Here is a 24,424-nt window from a genome sequence, read left to right on the forward strand (position 1 = left end):
AAAACCCCGCAACTTTTTCTTTCGCGGAGGCTTTCCCATGACAGTTCGCAATCTCTTCCTCCTGCCGGGTGACGGCATCGGTCCCGAGGCTATGGGCGAAGTTCGCAAGATCATCGCTTACATGAACGAGGCCAAGAATGCCGGCTTCGTCACCGATGAGGGCCTTGTCGGCGGCAGCGCCTATGACGCCCATGGCGCGGCGATCTCCGATGCAGATATGGCAAAGGCGATGGCGGCTGACGCCGTGCTCTTCGGCGCCGTCGGCGGTCCGAAGTGGGATGCTGTCCCTTATGAAGTGCGCCCGGAAGCCGGCCTGCTGCGCCTGCGCAAGGATCTGCAGCTGTTTGCCAACCTGCGCCCGGCCATCTGCTATCCGGCGCTGGCATCGGCTTCCTCGCTGAAGCCGGAGCTGGTCGACGGCCTCGATATCCTCATCATCCGCGAACTGACAGGCGGCGTCTATTTCGGCGAGCCGAAGGAAATCATCGACCTCGGCAACGGCCAGAAGCGCGGCATCGACACTCAGATCTACGACACCTACGAGATCGAGCGCATCGCCGGCGTCGCCTTCGAACTGGCGCGCACCCGCAACAACCGCGTCTGCTCGATGGAAAAGCGCAACGTCATGAAATCAGGCGTGCTCTGGAACCAGGTCGTCACCGCGACGCACAAGGAAAAATATTCCGACGTGCAGCTCGAACATATGCTGGCTGACGCCGGTGGCATGCAGCTCGTTCGCCAGCCGAAGCAGTTCGACGTCATCGTGACGGACAACCTGTTCGGCGACATGCTGTCCGACGTTGCGGCCATGCTCACCGGCTCGCTCGGCATGCTGCCGTCCGCTTCACTCGGCGCACCTGATGCCAAGACCGGCAAGCGCAAGGCGCTCTACGAGCCCGTGCACGGCTCCGCACCCGACATCGCCGGCAAGGGTATCGCCAACCCGATCGCCATGATCGCTTCCTTCGCCATGTGCCTGCGCTACTCCTTCGGCCTGGTTGCCGAAGCCGACGCGCTGGAAAAGGCGATCGCCAACGTGCTCGACAGCGGCATCCGCACCGGCGACATCATGTCGGCAGGCAGCCGCCAGGTCGGCACCGCCGAAATGGGCGACGCCATCCTCGCCGAATTCAAGGCCCTGTCGGCATAATCGCCGGCATAAGTCGCCTGATATATTTCACGTGAAACACGAAGGCCCCGTTCTTCGCCGGAACGGGGCTTTTCATTGCAAGCAGGATAGTCTCGTCTGAGCCCACGATCGCCGGTTCGGCTCGTGTCGTTAATTTTTAGAAAATTAGAAAAACTGTAACAACAGCCTGTTATTTGTCGAGGTGATTGGAAATCGACAATAGGCAATGATTATGCAGGCGATCTTGACGTCTCTCGACAGGCGTTGGCGGCGAAGCGATGCGGCATTTGCACCATCTCACTGGAAAATTTGCCTTTTTCTGACCGCCAATGTTGTCCTTCTTTCGGCTCTCCTGTTCGATTGGCCCGTCGGCGCAACCCTGAAAAGCCTGTCGCCATCCATTCGCTTCGTCGGAGGAATGCTGACCAATTTCGGCGAATCCGGCTGGCTTCTCCTCGTCAGCGCCTTCCTGCTCGTCGAGGGCTGGGCCGGCAGCAGGCTGCTGCATTCGCAACGCTGTCGCTGCCAGGCGCTGCGCATCTGCCAGATCGGCGGCTATCTGCTGACGACCATTGCGCTTTCCGGCCTCCTTGCCAATTTGCTGAAGCGCGCCATCGGCCGCGCGCGTCCGACGCATTTTGCCGATTGGGGTCCCTTTGGCTTCTCGCCCTTCAACGGCCGCGCCAGCTTCGAAAGCTTCCCGTCGGGCCATGCGACCACCATCGGCGCCCTGTTCGTGGCGCTTGCCTTCCTGTTCCCGCGCTATCGCTACATCTTCGCGGTCTGCGCCCTGTGGCTGGCGATCACCCGCGTCATGGTCGGCGCCCACTATCCGAGCGACGTGATAGCCGGCCTGGCGCTCGGCGGCTGGTTCTCCTTCATGGTGGCGATCGTCTATGCGCGCTACGGCCTGCTCTTCCGTATCAACGCCGCCGGCTGGCCGACGCCGCGACTGCCGCTTTTCAAAAGCGGCAAGCCTCGACAGGCCGATTCCTGAGCTTGTCACGCCTGCATCGCAAAGGTTGCCAAGGCCCTCGCGCATTCATATATCTGGCAAGGTAGGGGTGGCTGAAGGTGGTCAACCCGATTTCGTTTCCGTTTGCGATGAATACCATGGATGCCGGACCGATACGTTTAAACGAAAGGCAGATGGGATTGATTTCCCGAGCACTTGCCGAGCCGCGACGCGTGCAGATCCTGAAGGAGATCGGCACACGGACTGAGCCCACGCCCTGCAGCATCCTGAACGAATGCCACACCGTCAGTGCCGCGACGATGTCGCATCACATCAAGGAACTTGAAAATGCCGGTCTCATCGAGATCCAGCGCGAAGGCAAGTTCGCGAACCTCGTGCTGCGCCGTGACACGCTGAACGCCTATATGGCAGAGCTTTCCAAGATCTGACACTTCCATCCATGCCATCAGCATTTCTTGCTGTGGCTCTTGTATCAATTAGATGATTATCTAAATATCAAAGTGACGATGCGAAACGGTTTTCGGGTCGCATGCGCCAAATGATTTGATGATTGTAAAACTGTCTAATAATCTCCGAAGGAAGCTGACATGAGCAAATTGACAGGCAAGGTCGCAATCGTGACCGGAGCATCCAAGGGCATCGGCGCCGGTATCGCCAAGGCGATGGGCGAGGCGGGTGCAGCCGTTGTCGTCAACTACGCCTCGAGCCGCGAAGGTGCCGACAAGGTAGTGGCCGAGATCACCGCCAAGGGCGGCAAGGCGCTCGCTGTGCACGGCGACGTTTCCAAATCCGAAGACGTCAAACAGCTGTTTGCCGAAACCAAGCAGGCCTTCGGCCGCGTCGATATTCTCGTCAACAATGCCGGCGTCTATCAATTTGCGCCGATAGAGGAGTTCACCGAGGAAGAATTCCATCGTGAATTCAATATCAACGTGCTCGGCACCCTGCTGACCAGCCGGGAAGCTGTCAAATATTTCGGCCCGGAAGGCGGCAATATCATCAACATCGGCTCCAACGCCGTCAGCATGAACCTGCCGACTGCGTCCGTTTACACCGCAACCAAGGCCGCCGTGGATTCCATCACCAAGATCCTCGCCAAGGAGCTCGGTTCACGCAATATCCGTGTCAACAACCTGGCGCCTGGCGGCGTCGAAACCGAAGGCGTCGTTACCGCGGGCCTCATCGGCAGTGATTTCGAGAAGCATCTCGTCTCCCAGACGCCTCTTGGCCGCCTCGGTCAGCCGACCGATATCGCCCCGGTCGCCGTCTTCCTTGCTTCGCAGGATGCCGCCTGGGTGACCGGCGAAACCATCTATGTCGGCGGTGGCTTGAAGTAACTCATCAACTGAAACATCGCCCTCCGACACGAGGGCGGTGTCCTTCCGCGCGGCATAACCGCGTGCCCTGCCAATACATTAGCAGGCGATTGCCAAACCACCTCATTTTCCTATTTAGTAAAGCTGTTCGGGTTTTCCGCATGTCAGCGCAGTCGACTGTGCCGCGAAGCGACCTTTCGACCGCGAAATTTCAAAACAGATCCAGTCTTCAATGCGATCCCACGCCGCAGCGAATGTCATCGAACTCCCTTAAGATCCGTCGGCGATGGCTGTCGTGAATAACAAACGGAGGACGCCTTTATGAATACCGCCAATACCAAATCGAAATTGGGCACTCGCACCAATCTCAGCGAAGACGCGACGCGCGATATTTCCGCAGCGCTGACCGCTCTGCTGGCGGATGTCTTTGCCCTCTATCTGAAAACCAAGAATTTTCACTGGCACATGAGCGGCCCGCATTTCCGTGATTATCACCTTCTTCTCGATGATCAGGGCGATCAGATTTTCGCCATGACCGATCCCATGGCCGAGCGTTGCCGGAAGATCGGCGGGACGACCCTCCACTCGATCGGCCAGATCGCCAAGCTGCAGCGCATCCCCGACAATGACGCCGAATATGTCGATCCACAGGACATGCTTGCCGAGCTGGCTGACGATAATCTCAAACTGTCAGCCGAAATCCGCGCCGTTCACGACGTCTGCGACGAATATGGTGATGTCGCCACAGCAAGCCTCCTCGAAAACTGGCTTGATGAGACCGAGCGCCGCACCTGGTTCCTGTTCGAGATCACGCGCAAGTCCAACCGCTGACATCTGAGACCGCGACCTTCGAACACGATCAGTTGAAGGCGGTCTGCAATGATCCCGATTTCCTCGCTCCCGCAGCGATGCCAGCGAGGAAATCCTTGACTCCTGTGGAAAACATCTTAGAACCGGCGACGGAAAAGGAAGACTTCCATGGTTCGCTTCGAACAGATCGATAGCTGCAGTCACCTGGCTGAATATGCCGGGCAGGATGTCTGTTTTCCGGTTTCTTCCAAAACCAAGGCCAAAACGACGACGAAAACCGTCTGACGTCTCTGGCCTGCCGCTCTCTCCCCGGCTCGGCTGGGGACAGGAACCGGTCGTCATGACCACGGTTCCCCCCTTCGCCCAAGAGGAGAGAAGAGAAAGAGAGCTTGAGAAATGGGTTTCAAAGTTGCAGTAGCGGGCGCGACCGGGAATGTTGGCCGCGAAATGCTCAATATCCTCGCGGAACGCGGTTTCCCGGCCGATGAGGTCGTGGCACTCGCATCGGCCCGTTCGCAGGGAACCGAGGTATCCTTCGGCGACCGGACGCTGAAGGTTTCCAACCTGGAGAACTACGATTTCTCCGACACCGACATCTGCCTGATGTCGGCCGGCGGCGACGTCTCGAAGCGGGTCTCGCCGAAGATCGGCGCCCGGGGCTGCGTCGTCATCGACAACTCCTCGGCCTGGCGCTACGACGCCGACGTGCCGCTGATCGTGCCGGAAGTAAACCCGGATGCCGTCGCGCAGTTCACCAAGCGCAACATCATCGCCAACCCGAATTGCTCGACCGCGCAGCTCGTCGTCGCCCTGAAGCCGCTGCACGACTTCGCCAAGATCAAGCGCGTCGTCGTTTCGACCTACCAGTCGGTCTCCGGCGCCGGCAAGGACGGCATGGACGAGCTGTTCAACCAGACCCGCGCCGTCTTCGTCGCCGACCCGATCGAAGCGAAGAAGTTCACCAAGCGCATCGCCTTCAATGTCATCCCGCACATCGATAGCTTCATGGAAGACGGCTACACCAAGGAAGAATGGAAGGTGCTGGCCGAAACCAAGAAGATGCTCGACCCGAAGATCAAGGTCACCTGCACGGCCGTGCGCGTACCCGTCTTCATCGGCCACTCGGAATCGGTCAACATCGAGTTCGAAAACGAGATCACAGCCGATCAGGCTCGTGACATCCTGCGCGAAGCGCCGGGCTGCCTCGTCATCGACAAGCGCGAAAACGGCGGCTACATCACGCCTTACGAATCCGCCGGCGAAGATGCGACCTATATTTCGCGTATCCGTGAAGACGCGACCGTCGAGAACGGCCTCAACCTGTGGGTCGTTTCCGACAACCTGCGCAAGGGTGCCGCGCTCAACGCCATCCAGATTGCCGAATTGCTGGTCAATCGCGGCCTCATCAAGCCGCGCAAGCAGGCTGCATAAGGATCTGTAAACCAATTTACGGTTTATAAACCCTCTCTGGCTATTCAGGATTGAATGGAAGCCTCGCCATTTCAAACGAAAGGCGGGGCTTTTCTGAATGATTTTGGTGGCGATGTTTCACATGAAACGAAAACATCGGTCGCTAAAATATGATGACATGATGGTCGGATGCTGGCATGGTCCGGTGGCGACTAAACGCGCGCGATCCCCTGGCTTCCAAGGGTTTGCGCGCCATTGAAAACGGTTACCGCGTTCGCATCGCGGTAAGATTTCGGGGACACTGAATGCGCTTCACAAAGTCTGGAATGGCGGCTCTCGTGGCGGGCGGGTTGCTGCTGGGAATGCCGCTTGCGGCAAATGCCGCCTCTTGCAGCAACACCTCCGCCGGCTTCGAAAACTGGGTGCAGGAATTCAAGCGGGAAGCGCAGGGACAGGGCGTCAGCCCGTCCACCCTCGACAGGGCCTTCGCCAACGTTCATTACAACCAGGCCACCATCCGCGCCGACCGCGGCCAGAAGAGCTTCAAGCTTTCCTTCGAGGAATTCATGAAGAAGCGTGGCGGCCAGACGATCATCAATCGCGGCAAGAGCATGAAGCAGGCCAATGCGGCGCTGTTTGCCAAGATACAGAAGCGCTTCGGCGTTCCCCCAGGCCCGATCATCGCCATCTGGGGCATGGAAACCGGCTTCGGCAGCTATATGGGCGACCAGCATACGCTTTCAGCCGTCTCGACCCTTGCCTTTGACTGCCGTCGTTCCGCATTCTTTACCGAGCAGCTCTACGCCGCCCTGAAGCTTGTGGGCGAAGGCTATCTCAGCCCGTCGGCGCGCGGCGCGGCTCACGGCGAAATCGGCCAGACGCAATTCATGCCGAAAAACGTCGTTGCCTTCGGCGTCGACGAAGATGGCGATGGCAGGGTAGACTTGGTCGGCTCGCGCGCGGATGCGCTGGCCTCGACCGCGAACTTCCTGCGTGGCCACGGCTGGCAGCCGGGCGCCGGCTATCAGCCCGGCGAGCCGAATTTCGCCGCCATCGCCGGCTGGAATGACGCAAAGGTCTATCAGCAGGCGATCGCCTATATCGGCCAGCAGATCGACGGCAAGTAAGCCTGATCTCATCAATTAAAAAGGCGCTGCGACGGGATGGTCAGCAGCGCCTTTTCATTTGATCTGCCTTCGGCCCCACCAGGCGACCGGCCCCTTAAACGTCAGGGCGGATGAAATCGCGCGTAGCCGGGTCCATGATCCATAGCTCGCCGGTCGAAATATCAAACCACGCGCCGTGCAGGCGCAGCTTGCCTTCTTCCTCGCGTGCCTTGATTTCGGGAAAGCTGCGCAGATTTTCCAGCGAATTGCGGATCGAAATACGCTCCAGCGCCGTCTGACGCTCGGTCTGCGTCATGATGTCATTGCTTTGGATCTGTTCGGCAGCCGGCTTCAGCAATGCCATCCACCGGCCGATGAAGTCACCCGGCGAGAGCGGTTCGGCATCGGGATCGAGCGCGGCGCGGATGCCGCCGCAGCGGCCATGACCCATGACGACGATGTCGGAGACCTTGAGCGACAGAACCGCGAATTCAAGCGCCGACGAGGTCGAATGGAAATTACCGTCCGGCTCGTAGGGCGGCACCATATTGGCGACATTGCGGATGACGAAGAGCTCTCCCGGGCCAGCATCGAAGATGATCTCCGGCGCTGAGCGGGAGTCACAACAGGCAATCACGAGCGTCGACGGGTTCTGGCCGAGTTCCGCCAGAGTGCGATAGCGTTCGCGCTCATCGACGTAACGCCCGCTCATGAAATTGCGATAGCCGTTCAGAAGGGTGTCGGGAAAGCTTTGCATGACATTGGATTACAGCGCGCTTCGGCCGATGGCAACTGCTGCGCTGCAAAAAGCGTTAACCGTCGCGAACCGCTATTTTTTCTTCCGCTGTGCCGGATGAACAAGATGGCGCAGCTGCACCATCGCCATCGGCGTCGACAGGCTTGCGGAATCGACGGCCAGCGTCAGCTCGTTGCTGCCGCGTTTGACGGCGCGCGCCAGCACTTCAAAGACGCTGGCCGTCGTCAGTTGCAGCGCCCGCTCCTCATCCATGCCGGAAAGCAGGCGCGACAGGAAGACGGCGGACAAGAGATCGCCAAGCCCGTTCGGCGCGCCTTCCACGCTGCGATGTTCTGCAAGCAGCGCATTTCGGCCGCTGAGATAGAGGTTGCCGATGCCGCCGGCCATCATCGGCACGGCGGACGTTACCAGCATGCGCGATGGCCCAAGGGCGAGTGCCGCCTCCATGATGGCGTTGTTATCCTCGAGCGGTGCACCGGCAAGCCAGGCAAGCTCGTAGCGATTCGGCGTTGCCAACGATGCCAGCGGGATCAGGTGGTCGCGGATCGCTTCCGCCGTCGCCTCGGGCACATAAAGCCCGCCGGCATCGCCAATAACTGGATCGCAGGCATAGAGGAGATCGGGGTTCTTCTCCCGCAAAGCCGTTACCAGCCGGGCGACGGAAAGCGCCTGCGCAGCATTGCCGAAATAGCCCGACAGCACCGCCCTGACCTCGGAAAGCCAGGGTGCGGCGATGAGATCGTCGATCGCATGGTCGAAATCCGCCTCGTTGAAGGTTAGCCGCGTCGAACGCCCATGGCCGGGATGCCATGGCAGAACGATCGTCGGCAGCGCCCACACCGGATGGCCGAGCGTCTCCAGCGCGAAGACGGCCGCACGATTGCCGACCGACCCTCGGACGACATGGCTGGAGATGACGATAACGGCGCCGGCGGACACTTGCGACATGATGCTAGCTTTCAAGTTCAGGGCTTCAAACTGCCATGGCGCCGTTGATGATCCCTTTGGCGGCACTCTGTCAACCGCACTTCACAGAGTCATGAAAACCTCTGTTGACGAGCCCACTCCGCCAATTTCACACTAATGACATCCGCTTTGCATCGAGATCGCGCATTCCGGCAAGATTTTTAAAAAAACCGGCCAAAATCAGTCCGAAAGCAACCAAATTCGCATTCTTTTTGCCAGTTTTTTCGCTAAACCTTCTGCTACTGTCGTCAAAATTCAAAAATCGGGAGGAATTCCATGGCGCCCAAGACCAATCCGAAACGGGAAAAACAGATCGAAGCGGCACGCAAGATAGCGGCGGCAACGGGCGAGGCGCACCTTGATCCCGAAATCCTGTTCGGCCGGGCGAGCAACGACGACATGGAGCTTTACAGCCCGGAAATGCTGGCTCTTGCCGCGACGCATGCGGCCAAGGAACTCGCGGCCTGGGGCGGCACCTCTCCGCGCGTCAGCATCGAGCAGGTCGCCAACATCGAGCCCGATAGCGTTGCCGTGTCGATCCTCTCGATCACCGACCACAACATGCCCTTCCTCTATGAATCGATCATGGGCGAAGTGACCAGCAGCTACCGCGATCTCTATATGGCGGTGCATCCGATCCTGATCATCGAGAAAGGCAAGCAGCCCAACCTCTATTCAGCCGATCAACCGAGCGACCCCGCCCATCGCGTCAGCCATATCCAGTTGCATCTCTCACCCCTATCGACGGCGCAGGCAACGGATCTGACCAAGCGGGTCCAGACCGTGCTCGACCAGACGCATCTTACCGTTTCCGACTGGAAGCCGATGCTGTCGCGCCTCGACACCGTCATTTCCGAGCTTTCCACCTACGAAGCGGCCGGCCGCCGCAAGAACGACCGAGACGAAGCGCTCGCCTTCCTTGCCTGGCTAAGAGACGGCAATTTCACCTTCCTCGGCATGCGCGAATATGTCTATTCCGGCAAGGGCGCCAACGCCAAGGTGGAGCGCGATCGCGGCACCGGCCTCGGCATCCTCTCCAATCCTGATGTCCGCGTCCTCCGACAGGGCAAGGACCAGGTGACCACGACGCCTGAAATCCTCGCCTTCCTCGATGGGCCGGATTTCCTGATCGTCACCAAGGCCAACGTCAAGTCGGTCGTCCATCGCCGCGCCTATATGGATTATGTCGGCGTCAAGCGCTTCGACACGGATGGCAACGTCACCGGCGAGCTGCGCATCGTCGGCCTCTTCACCTCCACCGCCTATACCAGCGCCGCAATTGAAGTGCCGCTGCTGCGCTCGAAGGTGCAGAAGGTCAAGGATCACTTCGGCTTCGATCCCACAAGCCATTCCGGCCGCATGCTCGAGAACACGCTGGAATCCTACCCCCGCGACGATCTCTTCCAGATCGATACGACGCTGCTCGCGAGCTTTGCAGAGCAGATCAACGACCTGACAGACCGGCCGCGTGTGCGGGCGCTGCCGCGCATCGATCATTTCGACCGCTTCGTCTCCGTCATCGTCTATGTCCCGCGCGAGGAATATGATTCCGTCGTCCGCGAGAAGATCGGCAACTACCTGAAGTCAGTCTATGACGGCCGCGTCTCCGCTTATTATCCGGCTTTCCCGGAAGGCGGCGTGGCCCGCGTTCACTTCATCATCGGCCGTAGCGCCGGCAAGACGCCACACGTTCCCCAAGCCAAGCTGGAAGAGGCGATCCGCGCCATCACCGCCCGCTGGGATGAGCGTTTCGTCATGCTGGCAGGTCCGAAGGCGCCGAACATCTCCGTCAGCCAGGCTTTCCAGGAAGCTTTCTCGCCGGAAGACGCCTTTGCCGACCTGCCCGATATCGTCGCCACGGCCGGTGCCGAGCCGATCCGTATCGGCTTCTATATCCGCAAGGACGAGGCGGGCGACATTCTCTCGCTGAAGATCTTCCATGGCGATGGCAACCTCGCACTGTCGCGCCGCGTGCCGCTGCTCGAAAATCTCGGCTTCAACGTTATCAGCGAGCGCACCTTCGATATCTACGTCACGGCCAAGGACGGCTCGACCGGCCATGTCGTACTGCACGACATGGAACTCGAGGCTCGGGGCGGATTGACCATCGATCTCGCCCGCCATGGTGCTGCTCTGGAAGAGGCCTTCCTCGCCGCCTTCGGCGGCACGATTGACAATGATGCCTTCAACCGGCTGATCGTCTCCGCCGACCTCTCCGCCCGTGAGACGAACGTCTTGCGCGCCTATTCCCGCTATCTGCGCCAGGCAGGCATTGCCTATTCGCAGGATTATATCTCTGCGACGTTGGACAAGTATCCGCGCATCGCTGCCTCGCTCTTCCGCCTGTTCCACGACACGCTCGATCCGAAACTCAGCGACAAGAACCGCACGAAGAAGCTTTCCGACCTCCATACCGCCATCGAGACCGAGCTCGCCGACGTTCCGAGCCTTGATGACGACCGCATCCTGCGCCGCTACGTCAACGCCATCGATGCGACGCTGCGCACCAACTATTTCCAGAGGAATGCAGACGGCACGCCGAAGGCCATGCTCGCCTTCAAGCTCGATCCGAAGCTGCTGGATGGCCTGCCCGAGCCGCGCCCCTTCCGCGAAATCTTCGTCTACGGCGTCGAAGTGGAAGGCGTGCACCTGCGCTTCGGCAAGGTGGCACGCGGCGGCCTGCGCTGGTCGGACCGCGCGGAAGACTATCGCACCGAAGTGCTCGGCCTGGTGAAGGCACAGCAGGTCAAGAACGCCGTTATCGTGCCCGTCGGCGCCAAGGGCGGCTTCTATCCGAAGAAGCTTCCGGTCGGCGGCAGCCGCGACGAGATCTTCAACACTGGCCGCGAAGCCTACAAGACCTATATCCGCACGCTGCTGTCGATCACCGACAATATCTCCGGCGCCGATATCATCCCGCCGGCCGACACGGTGCGGCTCGATGGCGACGATCCCTATTTCGTCGTCGCCGCCGACAAGGGCACCGCCACCTTCTCCGACACCGCCAATGCGCTCGCGCAGGAAGCCGGCTTCTGGCTGGACGACGCCTTCGCGTCGGGCGGCTCGGCCGGCTATGACCACAAGAAGATGGGCATCACCGCCCGCGGCGCCTGGGAAACCGTGAAGCGCCACTTCCGCGAAATGGACATCGATATCCAGACGACGCCCTTCAACGTCGTCGGCGTCGGCGACATGTCGGGCGACGTCTTCGGCAACGGCATGCTGCTCTCTCCGAAGATCCGCCTGCTCGCCGCCTTCGATCACCGCGATATCTTCATCGATCCCGATCCGGACATGGCAAAGACGCTTGCCGAACGCCAGCGTCTTTTCGATCTGCCGCGCTCCAGCTGGCAGGATTTCGACAAGTCGGTCCTGTCGAAGGGCGCGATGATCATCTCCCGCTCGGCCAAATCGGTGACGCTGACGCCGGAGGCGGTCGCCTCCATCGGCATCGACAAGTCAGTCGCAACACCTTTCGAGATCATGACGGCGATCCTCAGGGCTCCCGTTGATCTCTTGTGGTTCGGCGGCATCGGCACCTACGTTAAGGCGCCGTCGGAGACGGATTCGGAAGTCGGCGATCGCGCCAACGATCCGATCCGCATCACCGCCGAGGAAGTACGCGCCAAGGTGATCGGCGAGGGTGCCAATCTCGGTGTCACCCAAAAGGGCCGCATCGCCTATGGCCTCAAGGGCGGGCGCTGCAACTCCGACGCCATCGACAATTCCGCCGGCGTCAACACCTCCGACGTCGAGGTCAACATCAAGATCGCACTCGCCAATGCCATGTTCGACGATCGGCTGACGCGCGCCAAGCGCGATATCCTGCTGGCATCGATGACCGACGAAGTGGCTCTGCTCGTCCTGCGCAACAACTACCTGCAATCCCTGGCAATCTCGCTGACGGAGCGCAAGGGCACCGGCAACGCTCTCGAACTCAGCCGCTTTATGAGCGTGCTGGAAGCAGCAAAACAGCTCAATCGCAAGGTCGAAACCCTGCCCGACGACCAGACCTTCGCCGAGCGTTACGCCAACGGACGCCCGCTGACACGCCCCGAAATCGGCGTGCTGCTCTCCTATGCCAAGATCGTTCTCTTCGACGCGCTTGTCGCCAGCGACCTGCCTGACGATCCCTATTTCGCCGTAACCCTCAGCCGCTATTTCCCGGCCAAGATGCAGCGTTCGAACGCCACCGATATCGAAAGCCATCGTCTGCGCCGCGAAATCATCGGCACGGCGCTCGCCAACGAAGCGATCAACCGTGGCGGCCCGGGCTTTGCCGTCAGCATGATGGACGCGACGGCGGCATCGGCTGCGGAAGTCGTCAAGGCCGCCGTCATCGCCCGCGATGGCTTCGATCTCGACCGGCTCTGGAACGAGACCGACGCGTTGGACGGCAAGGTCGGCGGCCAGATGCAGAACCGCGTCTATGGCGAGATCACCGAGGTCTACACCGTTCTGACGCGCCTGCTACTGAAGACCGGGGCCGCCAAGGGTGAGATCGAGGAAACCGTTAGCCGGCTTCGCGCAGCCCTGAAGAAGTTGCGCCCAGTCTTCCTCAGCCACATCCCGGCGGATTTCGCGGCCGAGATCGCCGCTCGCGAAGCGGAATACCAGGCTGCCGGCCTGCCGGAAAAGCTGGCTTCGGAGATCGCCACGATCTACGCGCTCGTTCTCGTACCGGAAATCATGCAGATCGCCGAGCGCACCGGCGATACGCTGAACCGGGCGGCTGAAAGCTACTTCACGGTGTCGCAGACCTTCCGCGTCGGTCGCCTGCTGCTTGCCGGCAGCCGGATCGTCACCGGCGATCATTACGAGAGCCTGGCGCTCGCGCGCAGCCTCGACCAGATCGCCGGCGCCCGCCGCGATATCGTCATCTCGGCGCTATCAAACCATCCGAAGGACAAGCAGCCGGTTCAGGCCTGGCATGCGGAAGACCGTATCCGCATCAATCGCATCGCCGAAGAACTCGGCGGCCTCAGCGAAAGCGGCGATCCGAACCTCGCCCGCATCACCGTCGCCGCCGGCCTGCTCAGCGATCTTGCGAACGGCCGGGCAAGGTGACACAGTCCGCCCCGGCCCGTCATACGGGTAAGGGATTGAGGGGCAGGATCTGGTGGCAACCGAAATTGACAATGACGTGCCGGCCAAAGTGCCGGCACGCGGCATCTGGGGCTGGATGTTCTTCGACTGGGCGGCTCAGCCGTTCTTCACCGTCGTTACCACCTTCATTTTCGGCCCATATTTCGTTGCGCGGCTGACGGCCGATCCTGTCTCAGCGCAAACGACCTGGAGTAACATGGCGACGATCTCCTCGGTGATCATCGCCATTCTCTCCCCGGTTCTCGGCTCGATCGCTGATCAATCCGGCGCCAGAAAACCCTGGATAGCCTTCTTCGCCATCATCAAGATCGCAAGTCTCGTCTGCCTCTGGGGTGCAGCACCCGGATCACCTGTCATCTATCCCGTGATCTTCATGATCCTGGCGTCGATCTCGGCCGAATTCTCCATCGTCTTCAACGATTCGATGATGCCGCGGCTGGTCGGCAAGGACGACGTCGGCAGGCTGTCGAACGCCGCCTGGGGGCTCGGCTATCTCGGCGGCATGATCGTGCTGATCACCGTCGTCGCGCTGCTCGCCGGCAATCCGCAGACCGGCAGGACCATTCTCGGCCAGACGCCGCTCTTCGGCCTCGATGCCACGCTCGGCGAGGATGCGCGCATCACCGGACCGATTTCCGCCGTCTGGTATCTGATCTTCATCCTGCCAATGTTCCTCTTCACGCCCGACGCTGCCCGCGGCCTGCCACTTCGCGCCGCCGTTCGCTCGGGCCTGCGCGAGCTGTCGGCGACCTTGGGCGAGCTGAAGCGCCGGCGCGGCATCAGCCTCTTCCTCATCGCCCGCATGATCTATCAGGATGGCGTCAACGGCCTCTTGATCCTCGGCGGCACATTCGCGGCCGGCATGTTCGGCTGGGCGACGATCGAGATCGGCATCTACGGCATCATTCTCAACGTCATCGCCATCTTCGGTTGCTTTGCCGCCGGCTATGTCGATCGCTGGCTGGGCTCGAAGACGACAGTTATGATCAGCCTGACGCTGCTGCTCATCGCCACCTTCGGCATTCTCTCGACCGGTCCCGGCTTCACGCTGTTCGGCTTCGTTCCGCTCTCCACGGTCAGCTCCGGCGGTCTGTTCGGTACGGCGGCGGAAAAGGCCTATATCGGCTACGGCCTGTTGATCGGCATCGCCTTCGGGCCTGTGCAGGCCTCCTCGCGCTCCTATCTCGCCCGCAGCGTAAGCCTCTCGGAAGCCGGCCGCTATTTCGGCATCTACGCTCTGTCAGGCCGCGCCACCAGCTTCATGGCGACGCTGTTCTTCTCACTGGTGACCTATTGGAGCGGCTCGGCCCGCCTCGGCATGGCGACGCTCGTCATCTTCCTCGCTGGCGGCCTTCTGCTTCTGCTGCCAACGCCCTATCCGGCCGACAAGAAGAAGTAGGCAAAGAAAATCCCGGCTGGTTCGCCAGCCGGGATATAAAATTTTCGATTGGGTATATCCGCCATTTAATGGCGGAAATGGCGAACGCCGGTGAAGACCATCGCGACATTGTGCTCGTTGGCCGCGTCGATGACCTCCTGGTCGCGCATCGAACCGCCGGGCTGGATGACGGCGGTGGCGCCGGCAGCGATCGCCGAGAGCAGGCCGTCGGCAAAGGGCAGGAAGGCTTCGGAGGCAACGGCGGAACCGCGCGTCAGCGGCTCGGCAAGACCCATGGCCTTGGCGGCTTCCTCGGCCTTGATGGCGGCGATCCGGGCGGAATCGACACGGCTCATCTGCCCCGCGCCAATACCGGCCGTCTGGCCATCCTTGGCGTAGACGACGGCATTCGACTTTACGTGCTTGGCAACACGGAAGGCGAACTTCATGTCCTCAAGCTCCTGCGCCGTCGGCGCGCGCTTGGTCACGACCTTGAGCTCCATATCCTCGACCAAGGCATTGTCGCGGTTCTGGACCAGCAGGCCGCCGGAGACGGTCTTCGCGGTCAGGCCGGCGACACGCGGATCGGGCAGGGCGCCGACCGAGAGCAGGCGGAGGTTCGGCTTGCGGGCGATGATCGCCTTGGCTTCCTCGGTGACGTCAGGCGCGATGATGACCTCAGTGAAAAGCTTGACGATCTCTTCCGCCGTTTCGGCGTCGAGCAGGCTGTTCAAAGCAATGATGCCGCCGAAGGCCGAGGTGGAATCGCAGGCAAGAGCACGCTTGTAGGCTTCCACGAGGCTCGGGCCGGTGGCGACACCGCAAGGGTTGGCATGCTTGATGATCGCGCAGGCCGGGCCGTTTTCCGGCAGGAACTCGGCAACGAGCTCATAGGCCGCATCGGTGTCGTTGATGTTGTTGTAGGAAAGCTGCTTGCCCTGAATGAGGTTTGCAGTGGAAACGCCGGGACGGTTTTCCCCGGTCAGGTAGAATGCCGCCTTCTGGTGCGGGTTTTCGCCATAGCGCATTTCCTCGCGCAGCACCCCGCCGATAACACGGTGGCGCGGCGTGGCAATATCGAGCGCTTCGGCAAACCAGTTGGAGATCATCGCGTCGTAAGCGGCGGTGCGGGCAAAGGCCTTGGCGGCCATGCGCTTGCGGAAATCATAAGTGGTCTGGCCGGCATCGGCGGAAAGCTGCGTCAATAGTTCGGCATAATCGGCGGGATCGGTCAGCGTCGTCACATAGGCATGGTTCTTGGCCGAAGCGCGGATCATCGCCGGACCGCCGATGTCGATATTCTCAACCGTCGTCGGATAATCGCCGCCGGCCTTGCGAACGTCCTCAAAGGGATAGAGGTTGATGACAGCAAGATCGATGGCCTCGATGCCGTGCTCCTTCATCGCAGCCTGATGCTCGGCATCGTCGCGGATGGCGAGCAGGCCGCCGTGCACCTTCGGATGCAGCGTCTTGACGCGGCCGTCCATGATCTCCGGAAAATCTGTCACTTCCGACACGTCGGTCACCGCAAGGCCGGCCGCCGCGATCGCCTTGTGCGTGCCGCCAGTCGACAGCAGGCGCACGCCCTGTTCGCTGAGCGCGCGCGCCAGTTCGACGATGCCGGTCTTGTCGAAGACGGACAAAAGCGCGGTTTTCACCTTCACCTTGTCGGGAGCGGGAATTTTCTTGGAAACGACGGCCATGGGCTTTCTCCGGTCTAGAGCAACTCCAGGAAAGGTGTATGGCGGTTTTCCGTCCGGAGTTGCGATAACAAAAAACAGAGCGGAAACGCTCTGGTATGAGGAGATGAGACGTCCGGCGGAAATGGCGCGGGACGGGAATGCCGCCCCGTTAGCATAGCTGACGCTGTTAGCCTATGGCCGATGGGATAAAAACCAGCGGATTTCCGGCTTTTCGGTGATCTTGAAAACGATCTCGAGCTGATCGGAAGAGCGCATGCCCGAAGGATCGGCAAAGAAGATGTCTTCCGCCACCAGCACCTCGTTGCCAGGCGAGGAGAAGACCCAGGTTTCCCCGTCCGGCGCGATCAGCAGCGCGGAGTCCGTCTCGGTCTGCAACAGGCTGATGGAAGGGTGAATATGAAAGCGGGCCGAGGCGATACCTTCGCCTTTCGGCGGCTGCTTCCTACCCTCCGGGACCAGGAACCGGTCGCGGCCGGCGACGATCGTGCCGCTGGCGTTGAGGCTGACCTCGCGCTCGTGGACATAGCCGAAGGTGGAGAGATAACCGTCGTGCGCGGCGCGGACATAGTCGCGCCCGTCTTCGGTCTCGGCGCGCTCGACGATGACCTTTTTCACGCCGCTGACCATGATCGGACCCAGCGATTTCGACTTGGAAAACTGGCAGGACGACGTGTCGTTGAGCGTGACGGTAGAATGAGCGGCCGTCGCCCGCGCCGCCTGCATGAAGCGATCGCCCGCAAACTCCGGCGCGCCGGAATTGATGATGAAGCGCGTCTTGCCCGAGGACATCTCGAAAGACAGACAGCCGGCATGGGCCGTGCGGCTGAGATCGGTCGAAGCGGCGTTCCCGGCATCGACGATGACGACGGCCGAACCGGCCGACAGCCGGTGATATTTTGTGTGCGGCAGCGCCTTGAAGGCCTGTCCCGCCGTCTCGTCATAACGCAACACCGACATCAGCTCGTTAGCGAGCGTCGATGTCGCGCCGTTGAACAGCGCCAGATCGCCATCCTGATGGCGGAAAAAGCGCAGCGCCGGATACATGCGGTCGATGCCGGGGATCAGTCGCACCGGCACGTCGTGGCCGAGATTGACATAGGTCTGGCGCAGCGGCAGCAGGTCGAGCAACAGCTCCAGCGACGCGCGCGGATTGCGGGAGATATGGCCGCCATCTGCCAGGATCTGCCGGTCGATCTCGCGATCAAGCGCCTGACCGGCCCGTTTCAGCGTCAGCGAACTGCTCGGCATTGCGACGGAGGCCATGGCAAGCGCGATGCGCACACGAAAACGGGTGATGCCATCGGGCGACGACGCCACGACCCGACGCAAGAAGCGCACATGAAAGACGAGCATGCGCATGAAGCGGCGGTAGAAGCCGCTATCCGTGCCCTGCAAAAGCACAGGCGAATGCGACAGGAGCGCGATCAGACGCTGCGCCGCTATATCGGGCGACCAGGCAAGACCATGCAGCCGGCGGCCGTGAACCGCGATCCAGTCGGTGAGGATCGAGCGCGCCATGGCCGAAGCCTGATCGCTCTTTTCCGCCCGCAAATGCCGCAGCCAGCGAAAATTGTGCAGCCGGGCCGCAAAGGCCAGCGACGGCAATTCAAGCGAGAAGGGCGATGCGCCCTGCGTTTCCAGAACGCGCCCGGCCAGCAGGATGCGGCCGTTCAAAAGCTCTTCGACGAAAAAGGGATCGACGCTGCGAAGGTCGGTCGGCGCCACGATCAGGCGTTCCGGCACACGCATCGTGTGGCGGGTGAGACGCAATCGCGTCAACGCCGCGCGGCGCGACATCCGCCGCCATGCTTCCCGCATGTATGAACTCACAAAACCCTGCCGCAGATCTGCATATTTGCTTCTGCTTACTCTCATTATCCGTGGTTAAAAAGAGGTTACGGATATACCGATAAAGGACATATTACCGGTTTTTTAACCGCTTGATGGGTGACGAGCCGAAACAAAGCTAGCGCGTGCGGCGAAGCACGACCGCGAAAAAGCCGTCGAGGCCGGAGGCAAAACCATCGGCAAGCGGCAGCATGTTCGGCGTGGTGCGGAAGGCGCCAAGCGGCGAAATCGCCGCTTCCAGGCCCGGCCAATTCCCAGCGTCGATCGGCACGCGCTCCACGTCGTCCTTCTCGGCAAGCAGCTGTGCGACCAGATCTTCGCCCTCTTCGGGATCGAGCGAGCAATTGGAAAAGATCACCACGCCGCCGGGTTTGACGAGCGTCAGGGCATGGCGAAGCAGGCGCGCCTGCAGGCCGGCAAGCTTGGCGATATCCTCCGGTCCTTTGGTCCAGAGCACGTCGGGATGACGGCGCGTCGTGCCCGTCGAGGAGCAGGGGGCATCAAGGAGAGCGGCATCGAACAGCGCCTCGGGCTGATATCTACTCATATCGGCAACAACGGTTTCAGCCTCGAAACCAAGGCGCGAGAGATTGCCGGATAGCCGCTTCAGTCGGTTGGCGGATTGATCGAGAGCCGTGACCTCGGCGCCGGCGAGAATAAGCTGGGCCGTCTTGCCGCCGGGTGCCGCACAGAGGTCGACGACCCGCTTGCCGGTCAATGGGCCGAAAAGCTTGGCCGGAATGCTGGCGGCCGCATCCTGAACCCACCATTCGCCCTCGTCGAAGCCTTCCAGCGAGGGAATGGACCCTTCGAAAGCGGCAAGCCGTACGCCGCCGGTCGGCAGCACGGTGCCGTTCAACCGCTTCGCCCAGCCTTCGGGATCGGATTTCACGGTAAGATCGATCGCAGCCGGCTCAAGCTGCGTGTCGGAAATTTTGAACGCGGCTGGCGCGCCATAGGCAGCTTCGAGGCGAGACAGGAACCATTCCGGCATGGCCGGCACCTTCGCGACACGCTCGAGAATCTCCTGCTTCTCACGGCCGACGCGGCGGAGGATGGCATTGACCAGCTTGGCGAAACGGCGGTTGCGGGGGTCGCGGTTGGCCTGTTCGACCGCAAGATCGACGGCGGAATGATCCGGCACGTCGAGATAGAGGATCTGCGTCGCGCCAACGACGAGCACGTGATGCAGGGCGCGAGCGCCCTCGGGCAGCGGCGAATCGAGCAGCGACGATATCGCCGCCTCGATGCGCGGCAGGTGCCTGAGCGCGCTGTTCAGAATGGCGCGCACCAAAGCCCGGTCGCCATCGCTGAGCGTCGTATAGGCGGCGCTGCCGCCTTCGGCGTCGAGCATGCCATCGAGCGGCGTCTTGCGGTCCAGCACGGCTCCCAGGATCTTCGACGCCGCCGCGCGGGCCGCAAGGCCGGGCTTCGGTGGAGACAAATCGGCCGGCCGCGACTGCTGCGGCCGCTTGCCCGATCGTTTTCCGTCTTTGTTGGAAGCGTTGTTTTTCGTGTCAGAACTCAAGACCAGGGACCCTTCGGCGGTTGCGAACCACCGCGACCCGTATTCGGCACGGAGCGCGATTTGCGCCCCGGATTAGCAGTCAGAACCGGTCCCGTCGAGCCAAAGCCCGAAGATGGGCCTGAAGAGGGCGTCATCGGCGAGGCGCCGCCGCCGCCGTAACGGGCCATGTCATGCAGCGCGGCGATACGGTTTTCCGTGTTCGGATGGGTGGAAAACAGGTTGTCCATGCGCTCGCCGGAAAGCGGATTGATGATGAACATATGCGCCGTCGCCGGATGGCCTTCGGCCTCTTCGTTCGGGATATGCGCCGCACCGCGCGCGATCTTGCCAAGCGCCGAGGCGAGCCAGAGCGGGTTGCCGCAGATTTCCGCGCCACGGCGGTCGGCCGAATATTCGCGTGTGCGGCTGATCGCCATCTGCACCAGCATGGCAGCCAGAGGCGCGACGATCATCGCCGCGAGAACGCCGATCATACCGAGCGGATTGTTGTTGTCACGGCGGCCGCCGAAGAAGAAGGCGAAGTTGCCGAGCATGGAAATGGCGCCGGCAAGCGTCGCCGTAATCGTCATGGTCAGCGTATCGCGGTTCTGCACATGGGCAAGCTCATGCGCCATCACGCCAGCGACTTCGTCGGGCGTCAGTGCGTGCAGAAGGCCCGTGGAGGCAGCAACGGCGGCATTTTCCGGATTGCGGCCCGTGGCAAACGCATTCGGCTGCGGGCTGTCATAGAGATAAACCCTAGGCATCGGCAGGCCGGCATTGCGGGCGAGATCGCGGACGATCCGGTAGAATTCCGGGGCGCTGCGCTCATCCACCTCCTGCGCGCCATAGGTGGAAAGCACCATCCGGTCCGAATTCCAGTAGGAAAAGAAATTCATGCCGGCGGCGACGACAAATGCGATCAGCATGCCCGATTGACCGCCGATCAGATAGCCGACACCCATGAAAAGCGCGGTCATGAAGGCAAGCAGCATGGCAGTACGCATGAGATTCATCGAGGGGTCTCCAACACATCTGTCGTCCAAACCTTTTTCTTTGCGGCTGGACGCACTATGATTTGGCTATTCCTCCGCTTAATTCAACGGTTCCGGGCCGATCAGATCATGCAGACAGCCGATAACGACAATAAACTCGACACCGAAACCGGTGAAATCACTCGCAAGCCGCTTTCGCCCGCCGCCAAGCGCGCGCTTGGCGAAGCTGAGGAGCGCCGTAAGGCGCACGAAGCTCAAGCAGGGGCCGAACTCCCTCCCGAAATCGGCGGCCGCGGCGGCTCTGATCCCGCCCGCTTCGGCGATTGGGAAATCAACGGCCGGGCGATCGATTTTTGAGATGAATATAGATTAGTCGTCATTCGATGAGAGAATAATGGCCGTAGGTTTCTCTCAAGGTCTATCCTTTGATAGCAAGCGCACAAACTGGAGCCATACGGACCATCGCCCTTTGGCTTGGTACGCATGGTATCCGGCCGATGATGATGCAGCCGAAATTGTACCTCCGCCGTCTTGGTTCAAGCAAAAGCCGGTCGCGCCCAACGCGCCGTTGAAGAAGTCTTCCGATCCGCGCCCCCTGGTGTTGCTGTCCCATGGGTCGGGCGGCGTTGCCATCGGACTGGAATGGCTCGGACATCGCCTGGCGCAGGCCGGCTTCGTGGCCTTGGGCATCGACCATCACGGCCATACAGGTTCGGAACCCTACAGGGCCGAGGGGTTCCTCTGTCTCTGGGAGCGCGCGGCTGATCTGACGGCCCTGCTCGATGTCAATGACTGGAGAGAGGTTTTGGGAGGGGCCGTCGAAGACCAGGCCTATGTCGCGGGTTTCTCTGCCGGCGCCTATACTGCGATGCTGCTTGTGGGCGCGCGCGTTGCCTACTCTCAGTTCGAACCGGATAACCCTCAAAAGAGCCCCATACGTGCCCGAGAGAATTCCCTGATTTGGCGGATCACATTCCTTCGCTTCTCCAGGATGAGATGTTCCTGGAATCATGGAATCGACGACGAGACAGCTTCAGGGATGACAGATTGAAAGCCGCTTTGGCGATTGCACCGGGTCGCTCGGTTCTCGGCATTGCCAAGCAAAGCCTCGAGGAAATAACAGTACCCATTCAAATCATTGGCGGCGACGCCGATCTCATAGCCCCGGCCCACGAGTGCTGCACATGGCTCCACGAAAATGTGCGCTCCAGCTCCCTTGAAATCATGGGCGGCGGAGTAGGCCACTATACGTTTTTGCCTGAGCCCACGCCACAAGGCTTGAAGGCCGCACCAGCGGTCTTTACCGACACCCCAGACTTGGTACGCGAAAACGTGCACAACCATGTTGCGCAAACGGCAATTGCTTTTTTCAGCACTGCAAGATGAGAAGCTTAGGCGAGAGCAAAGCTCTCGCCTAACGTCGAATGGCCTAATGCCCCTCGTTCGATCTACGCCGCATCAGCCTTGTTCTGCCTGTTGGCGATCAGATCATCGACGACGGCGGGATCGGCGAGCGTCGAGGTATCGCCGAGCGCGCCGAAATCGTCTTCGGCGATCTTGCGCAGGATGCGGCGCATGATCTTGCCGGAGCGTGTTTTCGGCAGGCCGGGCGTGAACTGGATCTTGTCCGGCGAGGCGATCGGGCCGATTTCGGCGCGGACATGCTTCACCAGCTCCTGCCGCAGCGTATCCGAGCCCTCGAGGCCAACCATTAACGTCACGTAGCAATAAATGCCCTGACCCTTGATCGAATGCGGATAGCCGACGACGGCGGCTTCGGACACGTGTTTGTGCGACACCAGCGCCGATTCCACTTCCGCCGTGCCGAGGCGATGGCCCGAGACGTTCAGCACATCGTCGACGCGGCCGGTGATCCAGTAGTAACCGTCCTCATCGCGGCGGCAGCCGTCGCCGGTGAAATACTTGCCCTTGTAGGTGGAGAAGTAGGTCTGGATGAAGCGCTCGTGGTCGCCGTAGACGGTGCGCATCTGGCCCGGCCAGCTGTCGGCGATGACGAGATTGCCGTCGGCCGCCCCTTCCAGCACGTTGCCTTCATTGTCGACCAGCTGCGGCTGCACGCCGAAAAAGGGCAGGGTGGCCGAGCCGGCCTTGAGATCGGTCGCGCCTGGAAGCGGCGTGATCATGTGGCCGCCGGTTTCAGTCTGCCACCAGGTATCGACGATCGGGCAGCGGCTGTCGCCGACCACCTTGTAATACCATTCCCAGGCTTCCGGATTAATGGGTTCGCCGACCGTGCCGAGAATGCGCAGGCTGGAGCGCGAGGCGCGCTTGACGAAATGATCGCCGGCTCCCATCAGCGAGCGGATCGCCGTCGGCGCGGTGTAGAAGATATTGACCTTGTGCTTGTCAATGACGTCCCAGAAGCGGCCCTGGTCGGGATAGTTCGGCACGCCTTCGAACATCAGCGAGGTCGCGGCGTTCGCCAGCGGCCCGTAGACGATATAGGAGTGACCGGTGACCCAGCCGACATCGGCCGTGCACCAGTAGATATCGCCGGGGTGATAGTCGAACGTGTATTCATGCGTCATCGCCGCGTAGACGAGATAGCCGGCCGTCGTGTGCAGCACGCCCTTCGGCTTGCCGGTGGAGCCGGAGGTATAGAGGATGAACAACGGGTCTTCCGCCTTCATCTTCGCGGGCGGGCAATCCGCCTTCACCTTGGCGATTTCTTCGTGATACCAGACATCGCGGTCAGGCTCCCAGCCGACTTTGCCGCCGGTGCGACGCACGGCAATCACCGTCTTGACCGCAACCTTCTGCTTGGCGGCGATCTGAATGGCCGTGTCGGTGTTTTCCTTCAGCGGAATAGACTTGCCGCCGCGAACGCCTTCGTCGCAGGTAATAACGACGGTCGATGCGCAGTCGACGATGCGGCCGGCAAGCGCCTCCGGCGAGAAGCCACCAAAGACCACCGAATGCACCGCGCCGATGCGGGCGCAGGCCAGCATCGCATAGGCGGCTTCCGGGATCATCGGCATGTAGATGGTGACGCGATCGCCCTTCTTGACGCCGTGCTTCTTGAGCACGTTCGCCAGCCGGCAGACCTGCTCGTAAAGCTCGTTATAGGTGACCTTCTTGTCGATATAGGGATTGTCGCCTTCCCAGATGAAAGCGACACGATCGCCGTGCTTCTTCAGATGCCGGTCGATGCAATTGTAGGAGACGTTGGTGACGCCGTCCTCAAACCACTTGATCGAAACCTTGCCGGTAAAGGACGTGTTCTTGACCTTGGTATAGGGCTTGAACCAGTCGATGCGCTTGCCGTGCTTGCCCCAGAACTTGTCGGGATCCTCGACGCTCTGCTCATACCATTTCTGGTACTTCGCCTTGTCGATCAGGGCGCGTGCCTTGACCGGTTTCGTCACAGGATGGATCTTCTCCGACATTGTTTCCTCC

At 61.1% G+C, this 24,424-nt stretch carries 17 protein-coding genes and 1 pseudogene; 11 read left to right on the forward strand and 7 right to left on the reverse strand.

Annotated features, from left to right (window positions below; genetic code table 11):
- The first annotated feature begins 37 nt into the window (after nt 1-37).
- The 7 genes from leuB (at nt 38) to ABOK31_RS17035 (ending at nt 6,768) form a co-directional block, all read left to right on the forward strand.
- The gene (gene leuB / locus ABOK31_RS17005) at nt 38-1,150 is read left to right on the forward strand and encodes a 3-isopropylmalate dehydrogenase (protein ID WP_349956834.1); all 1,113 of its coding nucleotides are present in this window, start codon (nt 38-40) and stop codon (nt 1,148-1,150) included.
- Nucleotides 1,151-1,361: 211 nt separating this feature from the next.
- Nucleotides 1,362-2,126, forward strand: a complete 765-nt coding sequence (gene lpxE / locus ABOK31_RS17010; protein WP_075853793.1) for a lipid A 1-phosphatase LpxE — start codon at nt 1,362-1,364, stop codon at nt 2,124-2,126.
- A 152-nt stretch (nt 2,127-2,278) separates the two neighbouring features.
- Nucleotides 2,279-2,533: a helix-turn-helix domain-containing protein gene (locus ABOK31_RS17015; RefSeq protein WP_083961366.1), complete on the forward strand. Its 255-nt coding sequence runs from the start codon at nt 2,279-2,281 to the stop codon at nt 2,531-2,533.
- Nucleotides 2,534-2,692: 159 nt separating this feature from the next.
- Complete coding sequence (locus tag ABOK31_RS17020; protein ID WP_349956836.1) at nt 2,693-3,442, forward strand: glucose 1-dehydrogenase; 750 nt, start codon at nt 2,693-2,695, stop codon at nt 3,440-3,442.
- Between the two features lie 300 nt (nt 3,443-3,742).
- Nucleotides 3,743-4,252, forward strand: a complete 510-nt coding sequence (locus tag ABOK31_RS17025) for a DNA starvation/stationary phase protection protein (protein WP_092718881.1) — start codon at nt 3,743-3,745, stop codon at nt 4,250-4,252.
- A gap of 375 nt (nt 4,253-4,627) precedes the next feature.
- Nucleotides 4,628-5,662, forward strand: a complete 1,035-nt coding sequence (locus ABOK31_RS17030; protein WP_349956838.1) for an aspartate-semialdehyde dehydrogenase — start codon at nt 4,628-4,630, stop codon at nt 5,660-5,662.
- Nucleotides 5,663-5,946: 284 nt separating this feature from the next.
- Nucleotides 5,947-6,768 carry a lytic murein transglycosylase gene (locus ABOK31_RS17035; protein ID WP_075853371.1) on the forward strand — a complete coding sequence of 274 codons (822 nt, stop codon included), beginning with the start codon at nt 5,947-5,949 and terminating at the stop codon, nt 6,766-6,768.
- A 94-nt stretch (nt 6,769-6,862) separates the two neighbouring features.
- On the opposite strand, the gene ABOK31_RS17040 is transcribed toward ABOK31_RS17035, so the two are convergent.
- Entirely contained in the window at nt 6,863-7,504 is a 642-nt protein-coding gene (locus ABOK31_RS17040) for a carbonic anhydrase (protein WP_075853370.1), read from the reverse strand.
- Between the two features lie 72 nt (nt 7,505-7,576).
- A complete protein-coding gene (gene pdxY / locus ABOK31_RS17045; protein ID WP_349956840.1) occupies nt 7,577-8,452 on the reverse strand; it encodes a pyridoxal kinase PdxY in 876 nt (291 codons plus the stop codon).
- A gap of 294 nt (nt 8,453-8,746) precedes the next feature.
- Here pdxY and ABOK31_RS17050 point away from each other — a divergent pair, with 294 nt between their 5' ends.
- On the forward strand, nt 8,747-13,537 hold the full coding sequence (locus tag ABOK31_RS17050; protein WP_349956842.1) for an NAD-glutamate dehydrogenase: 4,791 nt from the start codon (nt 8,747-8,749) through the stop codon (nt 13,535-13,537).
- Between the two features lie 49 nt (nt 13,538-13,586).
- The gene (locus ABOK31_RS17055; RefSeq protein WP_349959005.1) at nt 13,587-14,975 is read left to right on the forward strand and encodes an MFS transporter; all 1,389 of its coding nucleotides are present in this window, start codon (nt 13,587-13,589) and stop codon (nt 14,973-14,975) included.
- 65 nt (nt 14,976-15,040) lie between these two features.
- Here the strand turns inward: ABOK31_RS17055 and purH are convergent, their stop codons facing one another.
- The 4 genes from purH to htpX form a co-directional block, all read right to left on the reverse strand.
- Nucleotides 15,041-16,657, reverse strand: a complete 1,617-nt coding sequence (gene purH / locus ABOK31_RS17060; protein WP_349956844.1) for a bifunctional phosphoribosylaminoimidazolecarboxamide formyltransferase/IMP cyclohydrolase — start codon at nt 16,655-16,657, stop codon at nt 15,041-15,043.
- Nucleotides 16,658-16,828: 171 nt separating this feature from the next.
- Nucleotides 16,829-18,475: a heparinase II/III family protein gene (locus ABOK31_RS17065; protein WP_349956845.1), complete on the reverse strand. Its 1,647-nt coding sequence runs from the start codon at nt 18,473-18,475 to the stop codon at nt 16,829-16,831.
- A gap of 148 nt (nt 18,476-18,623) precedes the next feature.
- A complete protein-coding gene (locus ABOK31_RS17070) occupies nt 18,624-19,949 on the reverse strand; it encodes an RsmB/NOP family class I SAM-dependent RNA methyltransferase (protein ID WP_349959007.1) in 1,326 nt (441 codons plus the stop codon).
- 80 nt (nt 19,950-20,029) lie between these two features.
- Nucleotides 20,030-21,028 carry a zinc metalloprotease HtpX gene (gene htpX / locus ABOK31_RS17075; protein WP_349956846.1) on the reverse strand — a complete coding sequence of 333 codons (999 nt, stop codon included), beginning with the start codon at nt 21,026-21,028 and terminating at the stop codon, nt 20,030-20,032.
- Nucleotides 21,029-21,136: 108 nt separating this feature from the next.
- Between htpX and ABOK31_RS17080 the strand changes: the two genes are divergently transcribed.
- Nucleotides 21,137-21,364, forward strand: a complete 228-nt coding sequence (locus tag ABOK31_RS17080; protein WP_349956848.1) for a DUF1674 domain-containing protein — start codon at nt 21,137-21,139, stop codon at nt 21,362-21,364.
- A 37-nt stretch (nt 21,365-21,401) separates the two neighbouring features.
- Nucleotides 21,402-22,393: pseudogene (locus tag ABOK31_RS17085) on the forward strand (alpha/beta fold hydrolase).
- Between the two features lie 62 nt (nt 22,394-22,455).
- Here ABOK31_RS17085 and acs read toward each other — a convergent pair.
- Entirely contained in the window at nt 22,456-24,414 is a 1,959-nt protein-coding gene (acs, locus tag ABOK31_RS17090) for an acetate--CoA ligase (RefSeq protein ID WP_349956849.1), read from the reverse strand.
- Between the last annotated feature and the right edge of the window lie 10 nt (nt 24,415-24,424).

Origin of the sequence: Rhizobium sp. ZPR4, from assembly GCF_040215725.1 — a bacterium.
Classification (GTDB): Bacteria; Pseudomonadota; Alphaproteobacteria; order Rhizobiales; family Rhizobiaceae; genus Rhizobium; species Rhizobium rhizogenes_D.